This is a genomic window from Chitinophaga sp. Hz27, from assembly GCF_042263525.1.
Classification (GTDB): Bacteria; Bacteroidota; Bacteroidia; order Chitinophagales; family Chitinophagaceae; genus Chitinophaga.
In genome coordinates this window covers 14,497-41,289 of sequence record NZ_JBHKFJ010000001.1, presented here as the reverse complement: position 1 = coordinate 41,289, position 26,793 = coordinate 14,497, and the positions used below count along the sequence as shown (strand labels likewise).

General features: G+C 43.6%; 26 protein-coding genes. 8 read left to right on the top strand and 18 right to left on the bottom strand.

The genetic code is table 11. The annotated features are described in order from the left end of the window. Positions 1-137: 137 nt before the first annotated feature. Positions 138-620 carry an LEA type 2 family protein gene (locus ACE38W_RS00200; protein WP_375828156.1) on the top strand — a complete coding sequence of 161 codons (483 nt, stop codon included), beginning with the start codon at positions 138-140 and terminating at the stop codon, positions 618-620. Positions 621-706: 86 nt separating this feature from the next. Here the strand turns inward: ACE38W_RS00200 and ACE38W_RS00195 are convergent, their stop codons facing one another. Next, a complete protein-coding gene (locus ACE38W_RS00195; protein ID WP_375828155.1) occupies positions 707-1,081 on the bottom strand; it encodes a heavy-metal-associated domain-containing protein in 375 nt (124 codons plus the stop codon). A 61-nt stretch (positions 1,082-1,142) separates the two neighbouring features. Continuing rightward, entirely contained in the window at positions 1,143-1,778 is a 636-nt protein-coding gene (gene pyrE / locus ACE38W_RS00190) for an orotate phosphoribosyltransferase (RefSeq protein WP_375828153.1), read from the bottom strand. A 74-nt stretch (positions 1,779-1,852) separates the two neighbouring features. Here pyrE and ACE38W_RS00185 point away from each other — a divergent pair, with 74 nt between their 5' ends. Further along, positions 1,853-2,494, top strand: a complete 642-nt coding sequence (locus ACE38W_RS00185; protein WP_375828152.1) for an NUDIX hydrolase — start codon at positions 1,853-1,855, stop codon at positions 2,492-2,494. Positions 2,495-2,521: 27 nt separating this feature from the next. Here the strand turns inward: ACE38W_RS00185 and ACE38W_RS00180 are convergent, their stop codons facing one another. The 5 genes from ACE38W_RS00180 to ACE38W_RS00160 all read right to left on the bottom strand — a co-directional run bounded on the left by ACE38W_RS00180 (position 2,522) and on the right by ACE38W_RS00160 (position 6,307). Next, complete coding sequence (locus ACE38W_RS00180) at positions 2,522-3,826, bottom strand: hypothetical protein (protein ID WP_375828151.1); 1,305 nt, start codon at positions 3,824-3,826, stop codon at positions 2,522-2,524. Positions 3,827-3,936: 110 nt separating this feature from the next. Further along, the gene (locus ACE38W_RS00175; RefSeq protein ID WP_375828150.1) at positions 3,937-4,368 is read right to left on the bottom strand and encodes a hotdog fold thioesterase; all 432 of its coding nucleotides are present in this window, start codon (positions 4,366-4,368) and stop codon (positions 3,937-3,939) included. 11 nt (positions 4,369-4,379) lie between these two features. Further along, a complete protein-coding gene (coaD, locus tag ACE38W_RS00170) occupies positions 4,380-4,859 on the bottom strand; it encodes a pantetheine-phosphate adenylyltransferase (protein WP_375828148.1) in 480 nt (159 codons plus the stop codon). A gap of 27 nt (positions 4,860-4,886) precedes the next feature. Next, entirely contained in the window at positions 4,887-5,441 is a 555-nt protein-coding gene (locus ACE38W_RS00165; RefSeq protein WP_375828147.1) for an RsmD family RNA methyltransferase, read from the bottom strand. After that, complete coding sequence (locus ACE38W_RS00160) at positions 5,432-6,307, bottom strand: DUF3822 family protein (RefSeq protein WP_375828146.1); 876 nt, start codon at positions 6,305-6,307, stop codon at positions 5,432-5,434. Before ACE38W_RS00160 ends, ACE38W_RS00165 begins: the two co-directional genes overlap by 10 nt. Positions 6,308-6,403: 96 nt before the next feature. Between ACE38W_RS00160 and ACE38W_RS00155 the strand changes: the two genes are divergently transcribed. Further along, a complete protein-coding gene (locus ACE38W_RS00155; protein WP_375828145.1) occupies positions 6,404-7,735 on the top strand; it encodes an MATE family efflux transporter in 1,332 nt (443 codons plus the stop codon). A gap of 103 nt (positions 7,736-7,838) precedes the next feature. Here ACE38W_RS00155 and ACE38W_RS00150 read toward each other — a convergent pair whose 3' ends face one another. The 4 genes from ACE38W_RS00150 to ACE38W_RS00135 form a co-directional block, all read right to left on the bottom strand. Continuing rightward, positions 7,839-8,594 carry a hypothetical protein gene (locus ACE38W_RS00150; protein WP_375828143.1) on the bottom strand — a complete coding sequence of 252 codons (756 nt, stop codon included), beginning with the start codon at positions 8,592-8,594 and terminating at the stop codon, positions 7,839-7,841. Positions 8,595-8,693: 99 nt separating this feature from the next. Further along, the gene (locus ACE38W_RS00145) at positions 8,694-9,044 is read right to left on the bottom strand and encodes a dihydroneopterin aldolase (RefSeq protein WP_375828141.1); all 351 of its coding nucleotides are present in this window, start codon (positions 9,042-9,044) and stop codon (positions 8,694-8,696) included. A gap of 88 nt (positions 9,045-9,132) precedes the next feature. Continuing rightward, positions 9,133-10,080 (bottom strand): thioredoxin-disulfide reductase, encoded by a 948-nt coding sequence (gene trxB, locus ACE38W_RS00140; protein WP_375828140.1) that lies wholly within the window; start codon positions 10,078-10,080, stop codon positions 9,133-9,135. 203 nt (positions 10,081-10,283) lie between these two features. Continuing rightward, positions 10,284-11,141, bottom strand: a complete 858-nt coding sequence (locus tag ACE38W_RS00135; protein WP_012793808.1) for an RNA polymerase sigma factor RpoD/SigA — start codon at positions 11,139-11,141, stop codon at positions 10,284-10,286. A gap of 330 nt (positions 11,142-11,471) precedes the next feature. Here ACE38W_RS00135 and ACE38W_RS00130 point away from each other — a divergent pair, with 330 nt between their 5' ends. From ACE38W_RS00130 to ACE38W_RS00115, 4 genes are all read left to right on the top strand, one after another. After that, the gene (locus tag ACE38W_RS00130) at positions 11,472-12,488 is read left to right on the top strand and encodes a threonine aldolase family protein (protein ID WP_375828139.1); all 1,017 of its coding nucleotides are present in this window, start codon (positions 11,472-11,474) and stop codon (positions 12,486-12,488) included. 223 nt (positions 12,489-12,711) lie between these two features. Further along, entirely contained in the window at positions 12,712-15,360 is a 2,649-nt protein-coding gene (locus ACE38W_RS00125; RefSeq protein ID WP_375828138.1) for a valine--tRNA ligase, read from the top strand. Positions 15,361-15,430: 70 nt separating this feature from the next. Further along, on the top strand, positions 15,431-15,934 hold the full coding sequence (locus ACE38W_RS00120) for a hypothetical protein (RefSeq protein WP_375828136.1): 504 nt from the start codon (positions 15,431-15,433) through the stop codon (positions 15,932-15,934). A 28-nt stretch (positions 15,935-15,962) separates the two neighbouring features. After that, entirely contained in the window at positions 15,963-16,418 is a 456-nt protein-coding gene (locus tag ACE38W_RS00115) for a hypothetical protein (RefSeq protein WP_375828135.1), read from the top strand. Here the strand turns inward: ACE38W_RS00115 and ACE38W_RS00110 are convergent. The 7 genes from ACE38W_RS00110 to groES all read right to left on the bottom strand — a co-directional run bounded on the left by ACE38W_RS00110 (position 16,415) and on the right by groES (position 25,585). Next, complete coding sequence (locus ACE38W_RS00110) at positions 16,415-19,213, bottom strand: hypothetical protein (protein ID WP_375828134.1); 2,799 nt, start codon at positions 19,211-19,213, stop codon at positions 16,415-16,417. The genes ACE38W_RS00115 and ACE38W_RS00110 overlap by 4 nt on opposite strands. 137 nt (positions 19,214-19,350) lie before the next feature. Then, positions 19,351-20,778 (bottom strand): L-serine ammonia-lyase, encoded by a 1,428-nt coding sequence (locus ACE38W_RS00105; protein ID WP_375828132.1) that lies wholly within the window; start codon positions 20,776-20,778, stop codon positions 19,351-19,353. Positions 20,779-20,989: 211 nt separating this feature from the next. Beyond that, positions 20,990-22,252: a hypothetical protein gene (locus tag ACE38W_RS00100; RefSeq protein WP_375828131.1), complete on the bottom strand. Its 1,263-nt coding sequence runs from the start codon at positions 22,250-22,252 to the stop codon at positions 20,990-20,992. A 173-nt stretch (positions 22,253-22,425) separates the two neighbouring features. After that, positions 22,426-22,941, bottom strand: a complete 516-nt coding sequence (locus tag ACE38W_RS00095; protein WP_375828129.1) for an FKBP-type peptidyl-prolyl cis-trans isomerase — start codon at positions 22,939-22,941, stop codon at positions 22,426-22,428. A 47-nt stretch (positions 22,942-22,988) separates the two neighbouring features. Then, positions 22,989-23,477 carry an FKBP-type peptidyl-prolyl cis-trans isomerase gene (locus tag ACE38W_RS00090; RefSeq protein ID WP_375828128.1) on the bottom strand — a complete coding sequence of 163 codons (489 nt, stop codon included), beginning with the start codon at positions 23,475-23,477 and terminating at the stop codon, positions 22,989-22,991. A 135-nt stretch (positions 23,478-23,612) separates the two neighbouring features. Then, complete coding sequence (groL, locus tag ACE38W_RS00085; protein ID WP_375828127.1) at positions 23,613-25,247, bottom strand: chaperonin GroEL; 1,635 nt, start codon at positions 25,245-25,247, stop codon at positions 23,613-23,615. A gap of 56 nt (positions 25,248-25,303) precedes the next feature. Further along, positions 25,304-25,585 (bottom strand): co-chaperone GroES, encoded by a 282-nt coding sequence (gene groES / locus ACE38W_RS00080; RefSeq protein WP_111590811.1) that lies wholly within the window; start codon positions 25,583-25,585, stop codon positions 25,304-25,306. A gap of 296 nt (positions 25,586-25,881) precedes the next feature. On the opposite strand from groES, the gene nusB reads away from it, so the two are divergent. Continuing rightward, positions 25,882-26,778: a transcription antitermination factor NusB gene (nusB, locus tag ACE38W_RS00075; protein ID WP_375828125.1), complete on the top strand. Its 897-nt coding sequence runs from the start codon at positions 25,882-25,884 to the stop codon at positions 26,776-26,778. Positions 26,779-26,793 lie beyond the last annotated feature (15 nt).

Below are 26,793 nucleotides of genomic sequence, written 5' to 3'. Positions count from 1 at the left end.
GTTTTTTACCGGCGCGCAAAAATACGAAGTATTTAGTCGCGTACGAATTGATTTTTAGCAGCCTACTACTAATTGGCCGTTAATTGTTTCCTAATTCCGGCTGCCAGGTTTGAGAAATAAAATCCTTTACTGTAGGTTTGAGTAAATTTTCAGCTCTCCGTCATATGAAGATATTTCGTGTTGTATTAATCGTAGTTGCCATTTGGGGTATAGCCGCTTCCTGCGAAAAAATGAAGGACCTCGAATTTGTGCGTGTAGCCGGTCTTGATCTGGGCGAACTAGGGATGTCTAAAAGCACCGTAAAAATGACACTGGCCTATTATAATCCAAATCCATACAGGCTTCAACTGAAGGATGCGAATTTTGACCTCTTCATGAATGATACAGAGGTAGGCCATTCTATCCAGGACACCGTTATAAATATTCCGGCAAAGGATACCTTTTACTTTCCGGTACGCCTAGAAGTGAATATGGGCAATGTTTTCAAAAATGCCTTCAGCGCATTCTCCAATAAAGAAGTGAGTATTAAGGCTACCGGTAAATGTAAAGTAGGTAAAGGTGGCGTATTCATTCCGTTCCCAATTAAATGCGAGACTAAACAGGCGCTGAATTTCTTCTAAACAAGTCAGGCCAATTAAAATAACTATAAAGCAAAAGCCCGTCTCTACTTGATAGAGACGGGCTTTTTTTATGGTAAGATAACCGATTAGTGTTTCTTAGGGTCCATGCCACCACCGTCTTCCGGCTTTTTGCAGCAGGTAGGTAGTTTAGCGTAAGACTCAGTATTGGCAGTAATATTGTCTGCATCATAACCACAGTTTGCAATAGCGGTTTTAATGTTTTCAATATTGGTGCGATCAGTCCAGTATTTAACAGTAGTGATATGTTTTTTGAAATCTACTTTTGCAGACTCCACACCTTCTTCGCGGGAAAGGTATCTTTCGATACGGTTTTTGCAGGACTCGCACTGTACAGTTGGTGTACTGATTTTTGCAGTTGCCATAGTCTTCTGCTTCTGCTGGGCCATCGCCATACTAAAGGTACTAACCAGCAACAGCATGAGTAATTTTAAGGTACGCATAGTTTTGATTTTACGTGTCCAATATACAAAAAAGGTATTATATCAAGATGCTCTCCAGGTACTATTTACCCCACTTATCTGGCGCACTTCTCCAGGATTGCAGCAGTGCTACATCGTCTGAAGAAACGATACCTTTTTCCTCTGCCAGCGCAATCATTGCGTTGTAGTTGCTCAGCGAATAGTAAGGTACGCCGGCAGCTTCGAAAGCTTTTACTGCTACGTCAAAGCCATAGTTGAAGATGGATACCATTCCGATTACTTCGCCACCAGCGGCACGGATAGCCTGTACCGCTTCCAGGCTGCTTTTGCCGGTAGAGATCAGATCTTCCACCACCACTACCTGCTGACCAGGTTGCAATACGCCTTCGATCTGGTTGCCCATACCATGCTCTTTAGGTTTTGAGCGAACATAAATAAATGGCAGCTTCAGCTGATCAGCCACCAGCGCGCCATGCGGAATACCCGCAGTGGCAACACCCGCGATTACTGCAGCATCAGGAAATGTCTCGAACACTACATTGCACAACTCAGATTTAATATAGTCGCGCACGTAGGGATAAGATAAAATCTTCCTGTTATCGCAATAAATAGGAGATTTCCAGCCGGAAGCCCAGGTGAAAGGCTGAGCCGGACTCAACTTAACTGCCTGCACCTGCAGCAGTTTTTCTGCAACTTGTTTTTCGCTTATTTTAGTCATACAAGCGCCAAAATTATTGATTTAATTCGTAATTATACCAGAATACAATCGCTAACCATATTACTTTTGCATCCATGCAATCAAATGTAACGATATATCTCAACGAACATCCGCTGCTGCTCTGCGCCAGCACAGCCAATATCCCGGCAGGCTTCGAAGAAGCTGCTGTTTTTGAAGATCCTCAAACAGAAACAATCGATAAAATTTTACTGGAACTGGAAGATGGAGATCGCAAAGCAGCCGTCTTTATCCGTGAAGATGTAAAACAGCTGCTGAAAAAAGTATCCTTACACTTTACTGTGATGGTGGCTGCCGGCGGGCTGGTGATCAACCAGGAAAATGAAGTGCTGATGATGTTCCGACGTGGCAAATGGGACCTTCCCAAAGGCAAACAAGATCCGGGAGAGGAACTGGCAACTACCGCTGTTAGAGAAGTAGCCGAAGAGACAGGCCTGCACAGCATTACCCTCGGCGCCAAGCTGACGGAAACCTACCATTACTACCCAATGAAAAATAAGAAAGTATTAAAACATACACATTGGTACCTAATGGAGTTTACCGGAACAGAATTGACGGTACCACAAATAGAAGAAGATATTCTGGATGTTCAGTGGATTAAACTAGAGCATGTTGGTAAATACCTGCAGTTCTCTTATGAAAACATCCGTGACGTATTCAAAGCTGCTGAAACAGCTGGCTCTATTAATATTAAGTAACCATATTTTTCAGCAGCCAAGCGCTTATTACTCCCCTGTATTAATATCTATCAGGTATTTCTGCAGGGGAATACTTTCTTTAGTCCGAAATACATCTCCTATAGTTAACTCGTAGTGCCTATTAGGCTGCAAGTCTACTTCTATAATTAAAGCACGTGCATTAGTAGTGAAACCAACTACCTTTTGTATCCTCATAACTGCAGATTCCCCTGTAGGCCCAAAGTCAAAATTCCGGTACCTGGGATCTAATGGCTGAGAGAACTGAATCACTATCTGTTTCTTCCCAGGCGTCACTTTACCATTACTATTCTTGTCCAGTCCATCAATGCTGGTGACTTTGGGGCGATTTGCTTCATATGCTGCCTTGAGTACAGCCAAGGGCTGATCAAAATAACGCGTACTGTCTATAAACTGATGTAATAGCGTATCGTTATTATAATCCAGTTCTATCATGGATTTAATGGCGGCCTTCTTGTCTTTTGCCTGCTCATAATACTTCTCACAAATAGCGTATCCCATATAATAGCCCAGGTCGCGCATTTTGAAGGAATTGTTTGCATTATTATACAGCCAGTTATCTTCAAATGGCGTGAACATAGACTTTGAAAATGCGACTTTTAGTGCGGCATCATTTGCTTTTCCAAATGCAATTGGCGGATTTGGAGATGGTATGTTCATTGATTTTACTGCTACAAACTCGGCGACACCTTCCATTATACATTGCGTTAGAAGGTAGTTTCCGATAGTGCTTTTCTGCTGTGTATGCACATATTCATGTACATTCAAAAACACGATATTTTTTACGGGGTTGGAATTGAAAAAGGATTTCAAATGTTCAAACTGCTCTGGAAACTCAGTCGTTACCACCGTTGAATCAGCCATTGCTATTTCGCTCCCGATTAATACTTTATCTGCCTGTGTAGTACCATTGGAGCGCATCGCCCCTACCGTGAAGTAAATGGTTGCAGGCTTTGCAGGATAAATTTTCTTAAATGCATTAATTCCTTGCTGGATTTCAGCGGCGTATTTATCGGCTTTCATTACATTAGGCCGAATGGATTTCCAATAGGCGGGATAACGGCGAAAGGCTTTAAGATAATCAGCGACTGTATATCGCCTGGCTTCCATCATGGCCTTTAATCCCGCTGAGCCTTTATCTATATACATTTTCTGCAAGAGTACTGCTTGCTGGCTACTGTCGGTAGTCTGCGTTACCTCATCAAACGCTTTCCAGAAAAGAGTAATATCGGAAGTTACTATGGTAGATTTTTCCTGGGAGAAGGCGATAGTAGCCGCAAATAGGCAAAGCAACAGGCAGATATTTCTTTTCATATAGGTCAGTTGGTATAGATTAGTTGATGGGAGTAAAAAAGCGACATCCTTAGATGTCGCTCTAATGCTATAGTATAGTGATCATTTACTGGATGCGGGTATCTCTGGGACTACCTCTTTGCCAGGATGGCTACTGTAAGTCGGCTTACACATATCAGTCTGTGCTGATCATCCATGATACGAATATCCCAGACATGGCTGGCAGCGCCAACATGCAGAGGTTTGGCCAATGCGTGTATATAGCCGCCTTTTACGCCACGGATATGGTTGGCATTGATCTCCATACCTACGCAAATGGATTTTGTAGGATCAATAATCAATGCAGATCCTACGCTTCCTACTGTTTCAGCCAGGGCTGCAGAGGCGCCACCATGCAAGAGTCCATACGGCTGTACGGTGCGTTTATCTACCGGCATCATTATTTTCAGGTAGTCGGGACCGATTTCTGTAAACTCCATCCCCAGGGTTTCGGCCATAGTACCTTCGCCCATCTCATTCAGCTGTTCCAGAGAAACATCCATGGAATGCCAGATCGCTTTCATATTAACAGATTTTATTGTTGTGCTTGTTTATGTAATCCTTCGAGTACTGCGGTTGGAACGAATGGCGTAACGTCGCCACCGTTTCTGTAAATATCTCTTACCAATGTACTGGCAATGCTGGAGAACTGCGGAGTACAAGTCAGGAATATTGTCTCGATATGTGGGTCTATTGTACGATTTACATCTGCAATAGCCTTTTCATATTCAAAATCACTCACATAACGGATACCACGGAGAATATACCTGGCATTGATCTTTCTGCAAAAATCGATGGTGAGACCTTCGTAAGCAGCTACTTCTATTCTTTTATCATTTTTATAAATCTCCCTGATCCATTCTATGCGTTGTTCCAGCGGAAACATAGGCTTTTTGGCACTATTGTAGCCGATGCCGATAACCAATTTATCGAAGAGGTCCAGTGCACGATCGATTACATCTGTATGTCCGAGCGTGATAGGATCAAACGTGCCCGGAAAAAGACATATACTCATAAGGGTTTGAATTAGATTGTTACGGGTTTAGCGCTTCAGTTCTTCCCTGTTAATAAAGATAGAGAAAATGGTGGCGCCATAATTTCGCTCCGAACGGTAATAAGAATATTCTTTGAAATTGTTGTGGTTAGTATGTTCGATGACTAGCCAACCTTCAGGTTTGAGCAATTGTTTTTCAAATACTATCAGTGGCAATTTCGCCAGTGTTTCCAGTGCATATGGCGGATCAGCAAAGATAAAATCAAACTGTTCTGTGCATTGCTGGAGGTATTTAAACACATCCATTTTTATCACCTTCAGGGATGTGATTTCTAATGAACGGGCTGTTTTACTAATATAATCAGCCATGGACGGATCTTTCTCCACAACGGTCATATCTGTAGCACCTCTTGAAGCTAGTTCATAACTGATGCTTCCTGTGCCACCGAAAAGATCCAGTGTTTTTAGAGATGAGATGTCCAGGTTATTCTCTAATATATTAAACAGACCACCTTTGGCGATATCTGTTGTAGGCCTGGTATTGGCCATTTTTGCCGGTGGCTGAAATCTCCTGCCCCCACTCGCTCCTCCGATTATACGCATAATGCTAACGCATACAGGTTATGAAAATAATAGCCTGGTATTTCCTGCATTTTATTAATATAGTTAAAACCAGGCAGGCGTTGTGCCCACTCCAGGTTAGGGATGAATTTATACATTTCCTGGTATACGGCATTGTCTTTTACGAGTGCCCCGGAAAGTTTCACCTTTACCTGTTGTTCATCTATCTGTAACTGCCTGAGCGTGCTTACCAGCTGGTAAACAACATCTAAACCTGTCTGGTATTCAAAGCTTTGCTGGATCAGCAGCTTGCCGCTTTTATAAACGGTGAGTGTGAAAGCGTTGCGCTGCACTTCTACAAAAGCTATCCCCTCGCTGGATTGGAAATCAAAGTCACTGGTATAAGCCAATAGTAATGCAGAATTAGCATGAATAACCAGGTCAGAAGAAAATTCTTTTCGTAAAAATCCCAGCAGGTCTTTATCCAAACTGTAGACATTTACAAAAGGCTGACCATAAATAATGTCGGATAGTACGGCTTCCTGCATTTTTTCTTGTTGAGAAATATGCAGGTATTCTTTCTTGAGAGAAGCGTTGAAATATTGCTGGGGAACCAGTACGCCATTGCCCATGTCAAAGGCCAGCAGTACTGATTTGAAGGCGGTAATCAGTAGTTTATCTATCTCAAACACCTCTTCAATCATCTCCAGATCAGCCAGCGCTATTTTTTGCGGCTGAAAGTGATAGGATTTTAATGCCAGAAATTTCTTTGCAACAGGCTCATACACCACATAGCTGAAAGCGCCCGTACTTACCAGCACCAACAGGTGACAGGAGGTTAGATCGGTTTCCAGCAGCGTTTCATCGTCTACTGTAAATGCAGGATGGATGTTATAGGCCACAGGCATGTTATAGAGTTCAATTGAAACACAATAATAAACTTTTTACTTTAATTGCCTGCCAGGAAGTATATCTTTGCCAACACCAAATACGGTTACGCGCACATGCAACTGGAAGTTTCCAACAGGGATATTATTAAGATAGCAGCCCCTATATGTCTGGCCCTGATCATCCCTCAGATAAATCACATGACCAACACTGCGTTTCTGGGAAGATTAGGTGAACTGGAACTGGCGGCAAACGGGATTGCAGGTATTTATTACCTTGTTATGTATATGATTGCCTATGGGCTAAATAACGGCATGCAGGTTTTGATAGCACGGCGCGCCGGACAGCAGCAGTATGCCGGTATTGGTCAGCTTTTCGGGAATGGTTTAATGTTAGGACTAGCCTGCTCCCTGGTCGCTATTATGATCACTTTGCTGGCAACCCCATATTTTTTCTCCCATACATTACATAACCCCGAGATTTACAACGCAGCTATTTCGTTTATCCGTATACGTATTTGGGGGCTTCCTATGTTGATGATGCTGAGTATGGCTAATGCTTTCTATATTGGCAGCGGCAACTCTAAGATATTGGCAATCACTTCTTTTTGTCAGGAGCTGGTAAACATCTATTTCGACTACACACTGATATTCGGTAAGCTGGGTTTTCAGCCAATGGGACTGAATGGCGCGGCGACGGCCAGCATCCTGGCTGAGTCTACAGGGTTCATTGTAGCATACAGTATTCTGTTTATAAAGAAATACAATATTAAATATAGTCTTTTCAGTTACCTGCGGCCTTCCTGGGAGATTATGAAAAATATACTGAATGTTTCGGCTCCTATCATTGTTCAATTTTTGTTTAGTATAGGTAGTTGGTTTGTGTTCTTTATATTTATAGAACACCTGGGAGAAAGGCCATTGGCTATTTCTAATATGCTACGTAGCGTGTTTGGGTTCTTCGGAATTTTTACCTGGGCGCTGGCAGCCACCTGTAATACGATGGTCAGCAATCTGATAGGCCAGGGCAAGACAGATAAGGTATTTATGGCCATTCGCAGAATAACCTTGTTTAGTCTGGGTTGTGCGTTGGTTATCTGTATATTGGTCAATATCTTCCCATATACGCTGTTACATATTTATACGAATGATGCAGATTTAATTACTGCAGCCATACCATCTATCCGGGTTATCTCGCTGAGTACTATACTGATGGCTATTTCAGCGGTGGTGCTGAGTGGCGTAACAGGAACAGGAAATACCCGAATGAATTTATTTACCGAGATAGTAGCGGTTATAGGCTACCTGGTGTATTGCGATATCGTTATTGAAAGAATGCAAAGTCCTCTGGCTTATGCATGGGGAGCGGATTTCTTTTATTGGATTATTATACTGGCGATAAGTACTTTATACCTGAGGAGTGGTAAGTGGAAGGGGAAAGTTATTTAGTTTTATTTGGTGGTAGTACACAGACTTCAACTATCTACTAAAAGCAAGAGCCAGTATTCCTGCCTACGGCAAGCATACTGGCTCTTGAGTATATATAAAGGCTTTATTGAAGATCGTCCAGCATTTTTTTGCAATCAGCTTTTATGCTGGTATCGTCGTAGGTAACATTTCTGAGAGTAAGCGCTTTTTTTAGCACTTCAATAGCTTTATCCTGTTGGTCATTGGCTTTGTAGGCGCGGGCTAGTTCGTAATAATTAAGAATGAATCCTGGTGCCAGTTGGCGACATTTTTCATAATCGGCAATTGCATTTGTGAGTGATCCATCCGGGAGTCCACCGAAGAGCATTTTTGCGGCGCTGCGCTCAAACACGTTGAGGTTAGCTACTTCGAAGTTCCATTTGCCTAGTACATGCCATGCCTGCCCCATTTTAGGATCAAATTTTATGGCTAGTTCCGCATATTTCTTAACGTCTTTGGAGGCGGCTACTTTATCTTTAGCGCCGGAGATGAGTGCCATACGGCCCATGGCTACTGCCATTACGTAATTGGCCATGGCGCTGTTAGGATTTATTTTAAGAGCTTGCTGGGCGTAATCTTTCGCCTGGTTAAACCAGGTTGTTTTATCTGCTTTTTCTTTTTGTCTGTTACCGATGCGGGAAGACATTTCACTGGCTTGTACCAATGCGTCGAACTGGTTAGGATCGATTTTTAGAATTTCCTTATCCTTATCAAAAGCTTCCTGTTCTTTCATTTGGGTTTCCAATTGCTTGGCCTGGGCTACCATTTCATCAACGGTTTGGCTTTTAGCGAGCAATGCTGTGAAGAGCAATAAGGAAACTGTAATGATTTTCTTCACCATAGGACAGGTATTTTTTAGTTTGTTAACAAGATCAGATTCGTATAGTTATAAATCTACGAAAAATAACAAATTAAAATCGGTAAGGTTGGACAATTTCCGTTAGTAATCTTTTTCGAGGCTTACCATAGAATTGCGTATGCTGGCTCCCATTGGCGGATTGAGTTTGCGAAGAATTACGTTGCTATGGGTAATGCCTGGGTAGCGTGATTTGAGTTGATCGGTGATAGCATATACTACTTCTTCCAGTAATGGTTTAGGAATGGCCATCACCGCTTTGGCTACTTCGTATATACCTTGATAGTTAACTGTTTCGGAGAGATCGTCGATGGGCACGGTGCCGGGTATACGAACATATATATCGAGAACAAATTCGTTGCCGATGATGGTTTCTTCTGGGAAGAAGCCGTGGTAGGCGTGAAAGTGGGCTTGTTCCAGTGCGATGGTAAGCATAAGCAGATGAGAATAGGAAGATAAAAGAATGCCGGGTTCGCGAGAAGCTGGCCCGGCATTGATAATTATATTATCAGGAAATGATTTATTAATGACCTTTAGCAGAGAGGTATCTTTCTGCGTCGAGGGCAGCCATACAACCGCTACCGGCAGCGGTTACAGCCTGGCGGTAGATTTTATCCTGTACGTCGCCGCAGGCGAATACGCCTTCAACGTTGGTACGGGATGTACCAGGAATGGTCACGATATAATCTTGATCATCGAGTTCGAGGTACTCTTTAAAGATAGCGGAGTTAGGCTGGTGACCGATGGCTACGAAGAATGCGCTTACTGGCACTTCTTTGAGCTCATTGGTTTTATTGTTACGGATGCGGATTGCCTCTACTTTTTTATCACCTAGAACTTCGTCAGTTTCGGAGTTCCAGTAAACGATGATATTGGAAGTTTTGAGAACGCGGTCCTGCATTACTTTGGAGGCGCGCATTTCTCCGCGACGTACGAGCATATGTACGGTGCTGCACATTTTAGAGAGGTAGAGAGCTTCTTCAGCGGCGGTATCGCCGGCGCCAACGATAGCTACTTCTTTACCACGGAAGAAAAATCCGTCGCAAACGGCGCAAGCGGAAACGCCGCTACCGTTGAGGCGTTGTTCGGAAGGTAATCCGAGCCATTTGGCGGAGGCGCCAGTAGCGATGATGACAGCGTCGGCGGTGATTTCTTTTTCTTCGTCGATGATAACTTTATAAGGCTGTTTGCTGAAGTCAACGGAGGTTGCCAATCCGTAGCGGATATCGGCGCCCATTCTGGTGGCTTGTTTTTCGAAGTCGACCATCATTTCGGGGCCTTGAATGCCTTCTGGGTATCCTGGGTAGTTTTCTACTTCAGTGGTAATGGTGAGCTGTCCACCTGGCTGGATACCTTGGTACAGCACAGGTTTGAGGTTTGCTCTGGAGGCATATATCGCTGCGGTGTAGCCTGCGGGGCCGGAACCGATGATCAGTAAATGCACATGTTCTTGCTGATTCTTGTTTTCCATACTACTAAGTTACTGGTATAAATATTCAATGATTGGTATATGATTAGTCTGCAAAAATACGTTGAGTTTGCAAAATAAAAACACCGGCCATGGAAATACCGGCCGGTGTTCTTATAGAATAAAGAGGATATATAGATTTCTTTCTTTCGTGATGAGGAAATTGGGGCATTTCCCAACTTCGGGATCATAAATTCAAAAATTGATTATCCCAGATAGGATTTTAAAGCGCCGCTGTAACGAGCTTTTTGCAATCTCTTGATTGCGCGTTCTTTAATTTGCCTGATTCTTTCTTTAGTCAGATCGTATTTCTGACCGATTTGTTCAATTGTTGCTCCGTTTTCTCCATCCAGACCGAAATAAGCGTTCACGATTTCTGCTTCACGAGGGCTGAGAGATTTCAGTACCCTACGGATCTCTTCACGTAATGAATCGCGCATTACATCGTCGTCGGTAATATCGCCACCTTCCAGGAGGTCACCCATTGCTACATCTTCAGCTTCATGTACTGGTGCATCCAGTGACATATGGCGGGTATTGCTTTGGAAGATATTGTTAATTTCCGACTCGGACATTTCCAGGATTTCTGCGAGTTCCTCGGTAGAAGGTTCACGCTCGTTTTCCTGTTCAAATGCCATATAGGCTTTGTTCGCTTTATTGTAAGTGCCAATTTTATTTTGCGGCAGACGTACAAGACGACCTTGTTCGGCCAACGCCTGTAGAATGGATTGGCGAATCCACCATACAGCATAAGAGATGAATTTGAAGCCCTTTGTTTCATCGAAGCGTTGCGCAGCCTTAATCAACCCTAGATTACCTTCATTAATAAGGTCACTGAGGCTAAGCCCCTGATGTTGATATTGCTTTGCTACAGAAACTACGAAACGAAGGTTTCCTGTCGTCAATCTTTCAAGAGCCTTTTGATCGCCCATTTTTATACGCTGCGCCAAAACGGTCTCTTCCTCAGGTGTTAACAAAGGGATCTTCGAGATTTCCTGCAGGTACTTTTCTACCGCCTGCGAATCACGATTGGTGATCTGGGTGGCAATTTTAAGTTGCCTCATATGAAAAATTGTATTGGTTTATAAATAAAGTAACAGAGGAAGAAATATTTTGTTTGAAAATGTAAAATTATCTAACTTACAAACTTTCTCACTCTATCTGCTTTTTGTTTCAAATTAGCCTGCAAAGATCGTGCTAACGAATCACTCTACCAAATCTTCTTGGCCTCTCAACTTGTTCCAGTAAATTACCCATTATAAACGAAATATCATAACCATTTAGTTCTTACACAACACAGCTTTAGTCAAATTTTAACAATTGATAAAAAATCATTATAAACCATTCATCTTAACTAATTTATCAACACTGATTTTGCAAATTTTCCAATAGATATGATCGATTTTCGCAGCGACACTTTCACTAAGCCCAGCCATGGCATGTTACAGGCGATGTACAATGCCGAAGTCGGCGACGACGTATTTGGCGAAGACCCTAGCGTAAACAAACTAGAAGCCATGATGGCAGACTATTTTGGCATGGAGGCAGCCTTATACTGCCCTTCCGGCACAATGTCTAACCAGATTGCCATTCATGTTCATACCCGACCTGGCGACGAAGTCATCTGTGGCCAACTGGCCCACGTATACTTATATGAGGGCGGGGGCATCGCCGCTACTTCAGGGGCACAAGTTTATCCTATCCCTGGCAACCGCGGTATGATCACCGCCGATCAGGTGGTGGCTGCCATCCAGCCGGATGATATCCACCGCGCCAATACCAGCCTCGTTTGTCTGGAAAATACTTCCAACAGGGGTGGTGGCTGCTGTTATGACTGGCAAGATATACTGTCCATACGCAATGTATGTACGCAGCATAATTTAGCGCTTCATCTTGACGGCGCCCGCCTCTTCAACGCCCTCGTTGCCACCGGCCAGGACCCTAAAGCCTACGGTCAGGTGTTCGACAGCATCTCCGTTTGCCTTAATAAAGGAATGGGATGTCCAATGGGGTCTGTACTCATGGGTAGCAACGATTATATCAAAGCAGCTCGCCGTGTCCGTAAAAGACTGGGTGGCGGTATGCGCCAGGCAGGCTATATGGCCGCCACGGGCATCTACGCTATGGAGAACAATATAGGAAGACTCACTGAAGACCACCTGCATGCAAAAAAAATTGCCGGAATTCTGGCAGAAAAATCTTTCATAGGTGAAATCTACCCGGTAGAAACCAATATCCTCATCTTTGAAGTTAAGGGACATATGAACCCGCAGCTATTTGCTGAATACCTCAAAATGGAAGGAATACTGGTTAGCCCTATCTCCTCGTCTCATGTCAGAATGGTACTTCATTTAGATATTACACCAGAAATGACAGAACGGACCTGTAAAGTAATTGAGGCACTGAAATAAGGATGCTGACAAATTAACTTTAAGCCTGATTATACGAATCATTATATTGGTCCCCGGTCTGCTAATGGCCGGGGACCTTATTTATAAGCCAACTCCCCTGTTGTCAGACTTCAGTATTGACTATCAGTAGCATCTGGTGGGATAATCCTGACTTTAGCATAGCCGGAAGTGTTTTAACAGATCGCTTTTTTATCTATTTTTGCGGACTTATATTATTAATAGCATGGAACTTTCAAAGAATTACCAACCAGGAACGGTTGAAGAGAAATGGTACCAACAATGGATGGATAAAGGCTATTTCAGGTCTGTACCTGATGGCCGGAAACCCTTTACTGTCGTCATTCCTCCTCCAAACGTAACTGGTGTACTGCACCTGGGACATACCCTCAACGAAACCGTACAGGATATCCTGGTGCGCCGTGCCCGTATGAGCGGCTTTAATGCCTGCTGGGTACCCGGCTCTGACCACGCTTCCATCGCTACAGAGGCTAAAGTGGTAGATATGCTCAAACGCGAGAAAGGGATTGAAAAATCTCAGCTCACTCGCGAAGAGTTTCTCAAATATGCATTTGAATGGAAAGATAAATACGGCGGTATCATCTACCATCAGATCAAAAAACTAGGCTGCTCCTGCGATTGGGACCGTGTAACATTTACCATGGACGATCACTACTACAAGGCAGTAATCCGCGTATTTATTGACCTTTATAATAAAGGCAAGATCTATCGTGGCGCACGTATGATCAACTGGGACCCTAAAGCGAAAACGGCTCTCAGCGATGAGGAAGTAGAATATAAAGACATCCAGGGTAAATTGTATCATGTTAAGTATGCACTGACAGATGCTGCAGGTAAAGCTACCGGCGAGTTTATCACTATCGCAACACAGCGCCCTGAAACCATCATGGGTGACACCGCGATCTGCGTTAATCCGGAAGATGAGCGCTATACTCATTTGAAAGGTTGTTCCGCCATCGTGCCATTGGTAAACCGTCCTATTCCTATCATCTTTGATACTTACGTTGATAAAGAATTTGGTACCGGCGCGCTGAAAGTTACGCCTGCACACGATATCAATGACTACAACCTGGGTCTGAAACATAACCTGGAAGTAATCGATACCCTCAATGATGATGGTACGCTGAGTGCAGCTGCTGTTGTATTTGTAGGTGAGGACCGCTTCGTTGCCCGTAAAAAGGTAATTGCTGCCCTGGATGAATCCGGCGCACTCGTTAAAGACCAGGAATATACTACCCGCGTAGGTTACAGCCAACGTAATCCTGATACAGTTGTAGAACCTCGTATCTCTACACAGTGGTTCGTGAAGATGGCCGAACTGGCAAAACCTGCACTGGATGCTGTTGTAAATGGTGACGTTAAAATCCACCCGGGCGACAGGTTCCTCGCTACTTATAAGTACTGGATGGAGAATGTAAAAGACTGGTGTATTTCCCGCCAACTCTGGTGGGGACAACAAATCCCAGCCTGGTACACCAACGACGGTTCCTTTGAAGTAGCCGCCACTGCTGAAGAAGCGGTTGCACAGTTTGCACAACGCGGTATCACCGTAAATGCTGCTGATCTTAAACAAGATGAAGACTGCCTGGATACCTGGTTCTCTTCCTGGTTATGGCCAATGGAAGTATTTAACGGTATCTCCAGCCCAGACAATGCTGACATCAATTATTACTACCCTACCTCCGTATTGGTAACCGGACAAGATATCATCTTCTTCTGGGTGGCACGTATGGTAATGGCAGGACTGGAATATAAAGAGGTGAAACCTTTCGACGATGTTTACTTCACCGGTATGGTGCGTGATAAACTTGGTCGTAAAATGAGTAAGCAGCTTGGTAACTCACCAGACCTGCTGGAACTCATTCACCAATATGGCGCTGATGCCGTTCGTTTTGGTATCATGATCGCTTCTCCTGCCGGTAACGACTTGCTGTTCGATGACTCCAGCTGTGAGCAAGGACGCGCGTTCAACAATAAAATGTGGAATGCACTGAAGCTGGTGAAAATGTGGGAAGCCCGTCAGGAAGTAGACCAGAACAATATTGCAGCTGACCATTTTGCAGTCAAATGGTTTGAAAGCCGTTTGCGTGAAGTAAAAGCTGAAGTAGCAAACCTGCATGATGGATTCCGTCTTAGCGAAGGCCTGAAATCACTGTATAACCTGATCTGGGGCGACTTCTGTAACTGGTACCTCGAATGGGTGAAACCTGGTTTTGAGCAACCAATGCCTGCATCAATTTATAATCAGACAGTTTCTTTCTTTGAACAGCTGATGCAATTGTTGCACCCGTATATGCCTTTCATCACAGAAGAGATCTACCAATTGCTGAAATTCCGCAATGCTGATGACTCCCTGATGATGCTGCAATTCGCTACTCCAGAAGCACCATCACATCCTACACTCGTAGAAGGAGAACTGGCGAAGGAAGTAATTACAGCCATCCGTGATGCAAGACAGAAAAACCAGATCAAACCAAAAGATCCGATCGTTCTGCATATCGAGACCAAACACGAAAATGCCTTCAAACAAATTGAAAGCATTCTGGAAAAACAGGTAAATGCAAAAGCGATTACCTATGTTCAGGAAGCAGTTCCTGGCTGTATCACGCTCGTTGTTCAGAAAGATAAATTCTATCTGGGCACCGAAACAGAGCTGGACATGAGTTCTCAGAAGGAAACATTGGAAAAAGACCTGGCTTACCTGCAAGGCTTCCTGGTGTCTGTAGAGAAGAAACTTTCCAACGAACGTTTCGTTGCAAATGCTAAACCTGAGGTAGTAGAAGCAGAACGTAAGAAGAAAGAAGATGCCGAAGCGAAAATCAAGGTGATAGAAGAAAGCTTAAAATCACTGTAATTTTTTATACTTTTTATAATCGCCCGGTCGTTAAATACCGGGCGATTTTTTATTTGTCTATCTTACTGTCATGATCAAACACCTGTTAGTTTTCTCTTTCCTACTAAGTGCTGCGGCTGCGCAAGCACAAACCAGCAAACCTGGCGGCATTAAATCCTCTGCTGCAAAAGCACATACTCCTGCCATCACTGCTACAACAGCCAAGAAACCCGCTAAGCTAATCAGCACTTGGGGTATTTTCGTTGGTGATTCTCTCCCTAAAAATGAAATAGTAAAACTCCTGGACTCTTCATTGATCGTCAGAGATGAAAAGAATGTTAAATACCCTGTCATCTCTTTTGCTTTTACGTTGGAACAGCATGAGCCTTACCTCAATGACACAACAGGACAGCCTTCTTTGTATAAAGACTATACCGGTGATAATTTCAAACAGTCCAAAATGACTGCCACCTGGGTGAATGGCCTGAAAGCCAATCTGGATAAAGGTGACATCCTGTATTTTGATGAAATTCTTATCCAACATCCTAACGGGAAAGTATATAAAGCACCAGCACTAAAATTTACTGTAAGATAATTTCTACATCTACCTATACCTGTACGCTATGCCATTTCCCATTAAACTAACGGGAATAACTATACGTATTCTTGAATTATTTTTTGATACTACTTCACTCCGGCAACTGGAAAATGAACTATCTGCATTACCCACACCATCTGTAGGATTTGCCGTTCATCAAATGTTGTATGAAAACGACTATCACCTGATACCAAGGTTTGAAGACCATGATCTGAAGCATTTAATTCTTGATTATCAGTATACCATGCAAGATGAAATCATCATGCAAGCTTACCTGATTGGCAATGGCAATTATTCCTGGCCTTGTCTCCTTTTCTTTTGTCTGGCAATATTTTATCCTTCCACCTGGAAGTATTTAGCAGCCGCATTTAAACAGGGCAAAAAGGCCATGCCCATAAAGCAACTCAGGTTGCGCCATTGTATGACGCAACCATTATCCGCTATTCGCGCCACTTACGGCCGGTATTCAAAACGTTCTTAGTAAGAAAACAATTGTTGTAATGGAATGATGAACTCAATGCGCGACTTCGCATTGTCCGCAGGGTCTTTATCCAGCAGGTAACTATATCTCACACCAAACGTAAAGGGAATATTATTTCCGATTTTGGTATCGAGGTATAACTCGGCGCCTGTGGACTTATACGGCGTATTTGATTTGTAGCGATAATCGTAAGCATTCATATAATCAAAGAATGCATTTGCTCGCACTCGGCTAAAATAGAGAATCTGGGCGAAGCCCCAATCTGGATAAAATAATGGGAAATGATAATTAGCTCCTACTTTATAAATTCTGTTATAGAAAGGTTTGTTATACCCTCTCGCATATACGAATCTATCTGAGAAGCTATAGTTACCCATGGTATCCATTTGCTGGTAAGCCGCCTGCAAAACTATGGCGTGATTATGAGAAAGGCCTGGCAGGTTCAGATCGAAGCGACCATAAAACTGTTCTCCTTTGGCAGTGCCGATGGAGTGGTTATACTGCACCATCAGGTACTGGGCAAAGTGGCTCATGATGTTTTGGGAGCCTTTTATCCTTGAATTACTGAATACAAGTGCTGTACTGGTATATTGTTGTGGATTCACTCTGAAACGAATTCCATCAGCATATAATTTCTGGATATAGTAATTACTTGCTAAAGCCAGGGAACGCGCATACAAACCAGCAGAAAGATTCAGCGGGATGGTAAAGCCTGCATGCCAGCTAAGCTGGTTCCAATAGATACGCTGTCCTTTATAGAGCTGGCTTTTATTGATTGTGTAATCGAAGCCAGTTCCTAACCACGGGAACCACGCGCCATAGAGGAAGCTGCCACCAAAATTGGAAGTACCGTCGTTACGATTATAAGTATAGCCCAGCGAAGTAGAAGTTGTATTCAGGATATTATTTCCCAGCAGGCTAATGCTGTATTCCGGGTCATCAAAAGAGGGCACCCAGCTATGAAAATTGAAGAAACCAGTAGTTTTCCTGTAATTTTTGACAAAAAGAGAATCATGTGGCACTATATCGAGTATGTTCCCATTCTCTTTGAAGTCGGGGTTCAGCCACGCATTATGTTGTAATACATTTACAGATGCTGGCTTCCAATTTGTCGATAAGGCACCTTGATACAGCTTATATCCCTTTGTGGTGTATTCACTGAACAGGAGGCTGTCCTGGCCCGGTACTGGCGACATATACACGACACTGTTCGGGCGATCCGTTACCTGGTAGGTTTTATTATCTGCTAACGTCAGTGCATATACGTTATTGACATCTTTATTTCCTGCGGTAAAATAAACGGTATCTCCACTCACTGTAGGGGCTCCTAAAACATTGAAACTAAAAGGTGTAAGTATAGTAATGTGGCCATTGCTGACAGACTGGCTGATGAGGGCCATTTCTCCTTTACTATTTCTGGCGGCGCTGATGATAGTTTCATCTTTCGCAGAAAAGCGAGGATTTGTATAATAGAGATTGTCAGGGTTGGGAAGAATTTCTGTTTTGCCAGTAGCAGTATTAATAAGTTGCAGACTATACTTCATATCCGTGGAGATAGCTGCTGCTACGACCATGGTACCATCCTGGTTAATATCTGGTGAAAAGTATTTTCCACGAGTTGAAACTGTCTGTGTTTTTCCAGTTTTTCGGTCAAAAACCCTGATTACAGACAAATCCTTCCATCCCCAGCGGGCATCGAAGCGCGCAGCGACCCAAACGATGCGATTATTTTTATAGCTGAAGTAGTCGTCATATTCCAGGCCCGGGCGGGTGAGCAATTCTTTGGAGCCATCCGCTTTGAGTAGGTAAATGCCGGGCACTTTATTCCATGCATCGATGGAAACGATCCACTCATTATTACCAGCGGGGTACATGTATTTGTAGGTGGCAGGAACTTTTTCGGTACTTAATATCTGCCGCGCCGGTGTTATCTCCGGACGTTGTGCGTAGGATGTCCAGATAGAGTCATAATGGCTGATCATGGTATGATAGAACGAAGTAACGTTCATGCCCATACGTTTTTTCATGCTATGCGACAAAGGATAGAAGACACCTCGGTAGCGGACAGCATCAGTGGTAACATCTTTCCAGATCGTACTGCCATAATGATCACGACCATAAACGCTCATAAGATAACCGAGCGGATAATGGTTTGGCGTAAAGTCTTTATAGGATCCGTTTCTGATTTTCATATAACGATAATCCTTATTTTCCAGTGCTAGTGCACGGAATCCATCAAAGAAAGCCGGGAGTCTGCCCCTTCCCTGTTCACTTAGCGCTGTTTCCATGGTAACAGCATCTCCTTCCCAGAACCAGTTTGGCACTGCTATGTTAGTAACAGCAGCCTGGCCCAGTTGTCCGCCTAACCAGGAAACCACTTTAGAGGCGCCCTGGCGGAAGTTCATGTTTTGTAGCACGTGGCGATATTCGTGTAATGACAGCTGTTCTTCCCAGTTAAGGGATCCCAGGTCATACGAAGTTGGAGATGGGGCCAGATAGAATTCTGAACGAAAGGGGCCTAATGCCACGTACCCGTTGGATTGCATCGTTTGGTTCTGCAATACGATGCTGACTTTTCTTTCCAGGTTACCAATAGATTTACGGGTATACCTGTTGAGGTAGGTAACAATGTTTGCCACACGTTCTCCCTGGGCGTTCATGCCTTTGGGGAATATTATCCTGACGGTATCAGTATTGATCTGTTGCCATTTCAGAGAGGAGGGGTTACCGCCAAACTGTTGTGCGGAGGCGGCAAGTGTAGCAGTAAGTAGGATTAAAGCGAAACGCAAACGCATAGGAGTCAGATAAGCTTATGAACGAAAATAATGTTCTTTTGCTGCAAACGAGCAATAAAGCGACCGGCCCTGAAAAAATTTCCATAGAAACCTTTCCAGGGCCGATCAGATAAGATATATCTAAAAGAAGAGAATTATTAGCATTCACTGAGACTGATAGGGATATTCACTGCCAGCCCTCCATCGGAAGTTTCTTTGTATTTGGAGTTCATGTCCAGTGCGGTTTCCCACATAGTTTTTACGACAGCATCCAGGGAAACCTTTGCCAGTTCAGGATTGCTTTGCAATGCCAGTTGGGAGGCTGTGATAGCCTTGATAGCGCCCATGGTATTACGTTCGATGCAAGGCACCTGAACGAGGCCACCGATAGGATCGCAGGTGAGTCCGAGGTGGTGTTCCATGGCGATTTCAGCAGCCATGAGCACTTGTCGTTGCGAGCCACCGAGGCATTCTGTCAGTGCGGCAGCGGCCATTGCTGAAGATACGCCGATTTCTGCCTGGCATCCACCCATAGCAGCAGAGATGGTGGAGCGTTTTTTGAAAATGCTACCTATTTCAGAAGCTGTGAGGAGGAACTGCATGATTTTATCGTCGTGCAGGCCATCACAAAAAGCGATGTAATACTGCAGTACAGCAGGGATTACGCCGGCGGCCCCGTTGGTAGGTGCTGTTACTACTCTTCCGAAAGAGGCATTTTCCTCGTTAACAGCGAGTGCAAAGCAGCTTACCCAGTCGAGCGTATAGGTGAAATGTTCGCCACCTGCACGGATAGCCTCTATCCAAGATGCATAATCAGTATAGGTGCGACCTTTCAATAATTTTTTATTGAGGGCGGCGGCACGTCTGGCTACTTTGAGGCCACCTGGTAATTCGCCGGTGGTGTGACATCCTCTGTAGGTGCAGTCCTGCATTACGCGCCAGATATTGAGTACGCCGGCTTTAGTTGCTGCTTCAGGGCGCCATGCCAGCTCATTTTCCATTACTACTTCGGAAATGCTGTAACCGGTTTTTATGCACCACTGCAGCAGTTGGCGGGCAGTATCTATCGGGAAAGGAAGATCAACTTGTTGTCCTGCACTACCATTTTCTCCTTCCTGTACAACGAAACCTCCACCGATGGAGTAATAGGTGGCAGCACGTTGGTCGCCGTCATTGAAGGATACCAGGAATGTAAGCGCATTGGGATGGAATGGCAGTGATTCTTCGAAGAGGAAGGAGATATCTTCCATTGGGTCGAAGTCGATTTCATATTTGCCAGCAACGGCCATTTTGCGGTCGCGGCGAATAGCATCAATTTTTGGTGTAATCTGATTTACGTCGAAGGTCACGGGATCATCTCCACACAAGCCTAATAATACAGCGATGTCTGTACCGTGGCCATGGCCTGTTTTTGCAAGGGAGCCATAGAGTAATACCTGTAAACGTGAAACTGCGGGTAGTTTACCTTCTTTTTCAAGGTCGGCCAGAAAGCGCAACGCTGCACGCCACGGGCCTAAGGTATGGGAGCTGGATGGGCCGACGCCAATCTTGAAGATATCAAATACTGAAATACATTCGTGTGCCACTAAAAATTGATTTATCTGTAAAATTACGGGAATCCGACTAGAATACGCGATACTAACATCATACTAAAATAATATTTGAGAACTCCTTAACAATCCTTGCTGACAGACGAGTTATTATGGTTGATATCGGTCTCTTGTACTTCAAAATCCTAATACAAAAAAAGAGGGACCACCAGGTGGTCCCGCTTTTTTTGTATTGTGTCTGATGGAATTAGATCCAGTTGAAGGCAAATTCAGCACCGGTACCGTTTACATAGGCTTTAAAGTAAAATGGACGTACAGGAATAGGCGCCTCTTCAATTACAAGCGACATCCAGAAATAGTTATTACCCATGGTCTGCATATCAAGTCCGGATGGCGTTATGTCGTTGAACAGGTATTCAGCGCATAGTGGGTCGGCTCCATATCTTAGGATGAGCGCAGGTAGAGAACCACCAGGTACAATGATCTCCCCAGGGCTTGGATGCTTCGCTAATTTCTCAGAGATCCCCAGAAAAATGGTTCCATTCCAGGTGGTGTAATATTTATCATACATAGTATCCGTATACCTAAAGTTATTGTAGTGGAAAACCTTACGATAGTTTGCTATTGGAATTGCTGGAGCCGGGAATACCACCGTGGACATTCCATCCAACGTTGGATTGATCACTTTCTCAGTTACGCTATTAAGGAAGGTTTTGCGTTCTGCCCAATAAGTAATGCAGGTATAGCCATACATGACATTATTTCTTCTAACACTAATAATACCTAGTTGTGCATATACTGTGTAGTTACCGCTTTTAATGGATTTAGTGGCACTTACATTACTTCTTGCTTCATTGCTTCCAGGGTTTCCACACATCACATAAAATTCGTTTACAAAGTCCATAGTACTTTGTTTCGGTATACCGTTAGCATCCATCATTTTGACTGTGAATGCATTGCTTTCCACATTTGTTTTCATCAATGCGGCTTTGGCCAGTGTGGCGCTATTTCCTGAGCGGAGGGTTATTTCGCGGTCATAGGAGAACTGGTGAATTTCATCACCAATTTTGACGATACCGTTGCCATTTATCAGTGTGGCAATTAGGGGGTTGTAGCAGTTTAGACGGATTACATCTGTATCGCTGTTATAGTGCAGCGCAGGCGCATATTGCTTTTTAAGGTCCGTCCAACCGGTGCTGTCATTAGTTTCCAGCATTCGGTTCATTTTTTTGTCGAACTGGCTATGCAATTCATACATGGATACGAAGCCATTAGGTCCCTGTGTGGGGGCACCTTTAGCTGAGCCAATTAAGAAATTTTGCTCCTGCTGTTTGAGTGCATTATTAAATGCTTCCCTGCTAGGGTAGGATAGATAAACTCCCAGAGAGTCGATGGAGGCTAATTCGATTTTTTGTGCAGGGGCATTTTCGATAGGCACTTCATTTTTAGTACAGGATGCACAGAATAAGGTGGTGGCTAGCGCTGCTAGTCCAAAATAGAGTTTTCGCATAGTTTTTATGATTGTGGATTAATAAACAAGTAAAAAAGGTCGACCCAAAAGTTATTCATGCCTTGCCACTAACCTGGATAATTGCTACAGTTAACATTACGGTATCACAGGCTGGGTGTTATAGTGGTTGCGTTGGAATTACTTTTGGGCCGCCGTTCTAAATATTAAAGAGATTATTTAGGCTGGGAACTGAAGTCGAATAATTTCACTTCAAAGATCAATGGAGAATTGGCTGGAATAGTACCAGATACACCATTGTATTTGAAAGGAACATTGGCGTCTCTATAGCCATAAAATGAAGGCAGGAAAAGTTTCATTTTTCCGGATTTACCGATATATCTGAGTCCGAGCTGCCATCCGCCTACTAATTTGTATAACGGCGCTTTGCCGAAGTTGGTAGAGTCATTTGCGTCAAACACGGTACCATCGAGCATATAACCTTTATAACCTGCGATCGGATAGTCGGTAACTTTAATAGTATCGGTTCCTGTTCCCTTATCGATAATCTGATAGAAGAATCCGTTGGAATCGTAGGCAGCAGCTATATTATTTGCTTTTAGATAGGCTTGGATTTTAGTTGAGTCGATTACGAATTGTGGATATGGATCGTAATATTGTGTGTTATCATTTTTCTTACAGGCAGTAAATAATCCGAGGACCATGGTACCGATTACTAATACTTTCTTCATTTTAAGTTGACTATGTTTTAGTAGTGACGAATAATATTCAGGATTTGCTACTTAAAGCTTACCAGCTCCACATCACAGATGAGGGTGGCATTTGCGGGTACCTGGTTAGGGATACCGGATTCGCCGAAAGCGAGGGTTGGCGGGATATACATTCTCATTCTTCCGCCGGTAGAAATTTTTAGCAGCCCTATTTGCCAGGCCAGGATATGTTTATTTAGCTGTATTCCTCTAAAGTTTGTAACACCCATGGAACTGGCCACGATGGTGCCATCGAGGAGCTGGTAGGTGTAGTTAACGGTAACAACTGATGTTAATGCAGGGAAATGGATACTGTCTCCCACAAAATATATTTTGTAATACAGGCCGGAAGGATCTCTTATGGTCCCGGTTTCATTGTGCGCCGTCAGGTAGTTTTGAATCGTAGAATCAGAAGCGCGTTGTGCGCTTTCCAGCTGCCTTAATACGCCGTCGTCACTTTTGGTGCAGGCGCTGAGACTCAGTAACAGTATTGAAAATATGAGTAATAATTTATTCATCCGCGTCGGTATTTTCTCTTCAGGAGTAAAAACGGGGTAAAGGTTGCAAAAGTTACAGGCGGAATAAAAATATAAAAAAAGACTCTTCCAGGGAGGGAAGAGTCTTTTTTATTTTGATATGATTTAATCGACTGATTAGTAGTCCATACCCATACCGTGACCACCTGGCATTGCAGGAGCTGCGGATTTAGGTTCTGGTTTATCAGCGATAACGCATTCTGTAGTCAGGAGCATACCAGCGATAGAAGCGGCATTTTCCAGTGCGATACGGCTAACTTTAGTAGGATCGATAACACCAGCAGCCAGTAATTTCTCGTAAGATTCTGTGCGTGCGTTGAAACCGAAATCAGCTTTACCTTCTTTAACTTTCTGAACAACGATAGAACCTTCGATACCAGCGTTAGCGGTGATCTGACGGAGAGGTTCTTCTACTGCGCGTTTAACGATAGCGATACCAGTTTGTTCGTCTTCGTTTTCGCCTTTCAGTTTTTCGATAGATTCGATAGCGCGGATGTAAGCAACACCACCACCAGGAACGATACCTTCTTCAACGGCAGCGCGGGTAGCGTGTAAAGCATCGTCTACGCGATCTTTCTTCTCTTTCATTTCTACTTCGGTAGCAGCACCTACGTAGAGAACAGCAACACCACCAGACAGTTTAGCCAGGCGTTCCTGTAATTTTTCACGATCGTAGTCGGAAGTAGTTACTTCGATCTGAGCTTTGATCTGACCGATACGAGCCTGGATATCTTTTTTCTGACCACGGCCACCAACGATGGTAGTGTTGTCTTTATCGATGGTTACGGATTCAGCACGACCGAGGTAAGTCAGATCAGCATTTTCCAGTTTGTAACCTTGTTCTTCAGAAATAACGATACCGCCAGTCAGAACAGCGATGTCCTGCAGCATATCTTTTCTTCTGTCACCGAAGCCAGGAGCTTTAACAGCAGCAACTTTCAGGGTACCACGCAGTTTGTTTACAACCAGGGTAGCCAGTGCTTCACCTTCCAGGTCTTCAGAGATGATAACCAGTGGAGCGCCTTGTTGAGCTACTTTTTCCAGGATGTGCAGGATATCTTTCATGGTGCTGATCTTTTTATCGTAGATCAGGATGAAAGGATTCTGCAGTTCAGCCTGCATTTTTTCGCTGTTGGTGATAAAGTATGGAGACAGGTAACCACGGTCGAACTGCATACCTTCTACTACTTCAACGGTAGTATCAGTACCTTTTGCTTCTTCAACGGTGATAACGCCATCTTTGGTAACTTTCTTCATTGCTTCAGCAATCAGTTTACCAATTTCATTGTCGTTATTAGCGGAGATAGTAGCAACCTGTTCGATTTTTTTGTTGTCGTTACCAACTTTTTCAGATTGTTTTTTCAGGTTTTCAACAACACCTTTAACAGCTTTGTCGATACCACGTTTGAGGTCCATTGGGTTGGCACCTGCAGCAACGTTTTTCAGACCTTCAGCGATGATAGCCTGAGCGAGAACGGTAGCGGTGGTAGTACCATCACCTGCCAGATCAGCAGTTTTGGAAGCTACTTCTTTCACCATCTGTGCGCCCATATTTTCGATTGGATCTTCCAGTTCGATTTCTTTAGCAACAGAAACACCATCCTTAGTTACACCTGGAGCACCGAATTTCTTTTCGATAACTACGTTACGGCCTTTAGGACCGAGGGTTACTTTTACTGCATCGGCCAAAACGTCAACACCTTTTTTCATTTTGTTGCGGGCCTCTATATTAAAGAATATTTGCTTTGCCATAATTCTTTGGAAAAATTTAGAGATTAAAACAATTGATCAGATTCCTGAGCGTGGAATTAAACTACAGCCAGGATGTCAGATTCACGCATGATTAAGTAGTCATCACCTTCGATGCTGATTTCAGTACCGGAGTATTTACCGTACAGAACGGTATCTCCAACCTTTACAGTCACCGGCTCATCTTTTTTACCAGGTCCAGCTGCTACAACAGTGCCTTTTTGAGGCTTTTCTTTTGCAGTATCGGGGATAATGATACCACCAGCTGTTTTTTCTTCTGCTGCTGCAGGTTTCACAATTACCCTGTCAGCTAAAGGTTTAATACTTAATTTTTTAGCCATAGTAGTTTTTATTTAAAGAAGTAGTTTGATTTTGAGTGTTTGTTGGCCAACGAGAATTATGCCAAGCCGTGATTCGGGTCAAATTAGCAGCCAGAAATGGCGCTATCGCGCAAATTCACTGACAAATACTGACAGCCCTCAGGAAAAAATGACAGTATCATTCTGATGACAAGTCCCTATTTCCGGAAAGGAGAATGTCGGAATCCGTAAATATCGATTTTTTTCTCTAGTTTTGCGCCCTTATACCAGTTCTTTTTTATACGATGATCAGTAGAAGAAATATCCGGGTTAAAGTAATGCAGACACTTTACGCCCTGGAAACGATGGAGCAAAGCAGTATTAAGCCGGGTACGGCTACCAGACTTTTAAACGAAAAGCTGGATCAGACCTGCCAGATCTTTACATATTTACTTTATTCGGTGGTTCGGGTGGCACAGTACGCAGAGACTGATGCCCAGGCCAGAGCTTCCAAACACTTACCCTCAGCCGAGGACCTGCAAGTAAATACAAAGATTGCAGGAAATGAATTCATTTATCAGATTATTAATGACAAAGGCTTCCAGGTAAATCTGGAACAGTGGAAAATGAAACACCTCGTGGATGAGGAACTGGTACGCAGACTGTACAACCTGCTCACCGCCACTGAAGAATATAAAGCCTATATTGCAGATGAACAGCGCAAGAAATCTGCTGAAAAAGAAATACTGGAGTTCATCTATAAAGAAATACTGGCTAAAAATGAACTGTTCCTCCAGCATATGGAAGATACCTTCCTCCACTGGGGCGACGACGCGGATATGATGACTATCCTCATCGGTAACTATTTCAACAAACCGCATCTGTTCAACTTCCTGCAGCTGATCAGCAAAGAAAAGCTGGACTATGCAAAAGAATTGCTGCTGACAGTAATCGATAAAAAAGAATACTGCCTGGAACTCATTAAGCCTAAACTGCAAAACTGGGATCCAGAACGTATAGCCGCTGTAGATATGTTATTGATGGAAATGGGTGTATGCGAATTCCTATACTTCCCTACCATCCCTACCAAGGTAACCATCAACGAATATATTGACCTGGCAAAAGCTTACAGCACGCCGCAAAGTGGTCAGTTTATCAATGGTATCCTGGATAATATCCTGAAAGATCTGGAAAAAGAACAGTTGGTTAAAAAACAGGATCGTCCAAAAAAATAAGCGGAACAAACTATT

Coding starts and splice junctions, on each gene's coding strand:
- ACE38W_RS00195 (WP_375828155.1), bottom strand. CDS start 1,081: ATGCGTACCTTAAAATTACTCATGCTGTTGCTGGTTAGTACCTTTAGT.
- pyrE (WP_375828153.1), bottom strand. CDS start 1,778: ATGACTAAAATAAGCGAAAAACAAGTTGCAGAAAAACTGCTGCAGGTG.
- ACE38W_RS00185 (WP_375828152.1), top strand. CDS start 1,853: ATGCAATCAAATGTAACGATATATCTCAACGAACATCCGCTGCTGCTC.
- ACE38W_RS00180 (WP_375828151.1), bottom strand. CDS start 3,826: ATGAAAAGAAATATCTGCCTGTTGCTTTGCCTATTTGCGGCTACTATC.
- ACE38W_RS00175 (WP_375828150.1), bottom strand. CDS start 4,368: ATGAAAGCGATCTGGCATTCCATGGATGTTTCTCTGGAACAGCTGAAT.
- coaD (WP_375828148.1), bottom strand. CDS start 4,859: ATGAGTATATGTCTTTTTCCGGGCACGTTTGATCCTATCACGCTCGGA.
- ACE38W_RS00165 (WP_375828147.1), bottom strand. CDS start 5,441: ATGCGTATAATCGGAGGAGCGAGTGGGGGCAGGAGATTTCAGCCACCG.
- ACE38W_RS00160 (WP_375828146.1), bottom strand. CDS start 6,307: ATGCCTGTGGCCTATAACATCCATCCTGCATTTACAGTAGACGATGAA.
- ACE38W_RS00155 (WP_375828145.1), top strand. CDS start 6,404: ATGCAACTGGAAGTTTCCAACAGGGATATTATTAAGATAGCAGCCCCT.
- ACE38W_RS00150 (WP_375828143.1), bottom strand. CDS start 8,594: ATGGTGAAGAAAATCATTACAGTTTCCTTATTGCTCTTCACAGCATTG.
- ACE38W_RS00145 (WP_375828141.1), bottom strand. CDS start 9,044: ATGCTTACCATCGCACTGGAACAAGCCCACTTTCACGCCTACCACGGC.
- trxB (WP_375828140.1), bottom strand. CDS start 10,080: ATGGAAAACAAGAATCAGCAAGAACATGTGCATTTACTGATCATCGGT.
- ACE38W_RS00135 (WP_012793808.1), bottom strand. CDS start 11,141: ATGAGGCAACTTAAAATTGCCACCCAGATCACCAATCGTGATTCGCAG.
- ACE38W_RS00130 (WP_375828139.1), top strand. CDS start 11,472: ATGATCGATTTTCGCAGCGACACTTTCACTAAGCCCAGCCATGGCATG.
- ACE38W_RS00125 (WP_375828138.1), top strand. CDS start 12,712: ATGGAACTTTCAAAGAATTACCAACCAGGAACGGTTGAAGAGAAATGG.
- ACE38W_RS00120 (WP_375828136.1), top strand. CDS start 15,431: ATGATCAAACACCTGTTAGTTTTCTCTTTCCTACTAAGTGCTGCGGCT.
- ACE38W_RS00115 (WP_375828135.1), top strand. CDS start 15,963: ATGCCATTTCCCATTAAACTAACGGGAATAACTATACGTATTCTTGAA.
- ACE38W_RS00110 (WP_375828134.1), bottom strand. CDS start 19,213: ATGCGTTTGCGTTTCGCTTTAATCCTACTTACTGCTACACTTGCCGCC.
- ACE38W_RS00100 (WP_375828131.1), bottom strand. CDS start 22,252: ATGCGAAAACTCTATTTTGGACTAGCAGCGCTAGCCACCACCTTATTC.
- ACE38W_RS00095 (WP_375828129.1), bottom strand. CDS start 22,941: ATGAAGAAAGTATTAGTAATCGGTACCATGGTCCTCGGATTATTTACT.
- ACE38W_RS00090 (WP_375828128.1), bottom strand. CDS start 23,477: ATGAATAAATTATTACTCATATTTTCAATACTGTTACTGAGTCTCAGC.
- groL (WP_375828127.1), bottom strand. CDS start 25,247: ATGGCAAAGCAAATATTCTTTAATATAGAGGCCCGCAACAAAATGAAA.
- groES (WP_111590811.1), bottom strand. CDS start 25,585: ATGGCTAAAAAATTAAGTATTAAACCTTTAGCTGACAGGGTAATTGTG.
- nusB (WP_375828125.1), top strand. CDS start 25,882: ATGCAGACACTTTACGCCCTGGAAACGATGGAGCAAAGCAGTATTAAG.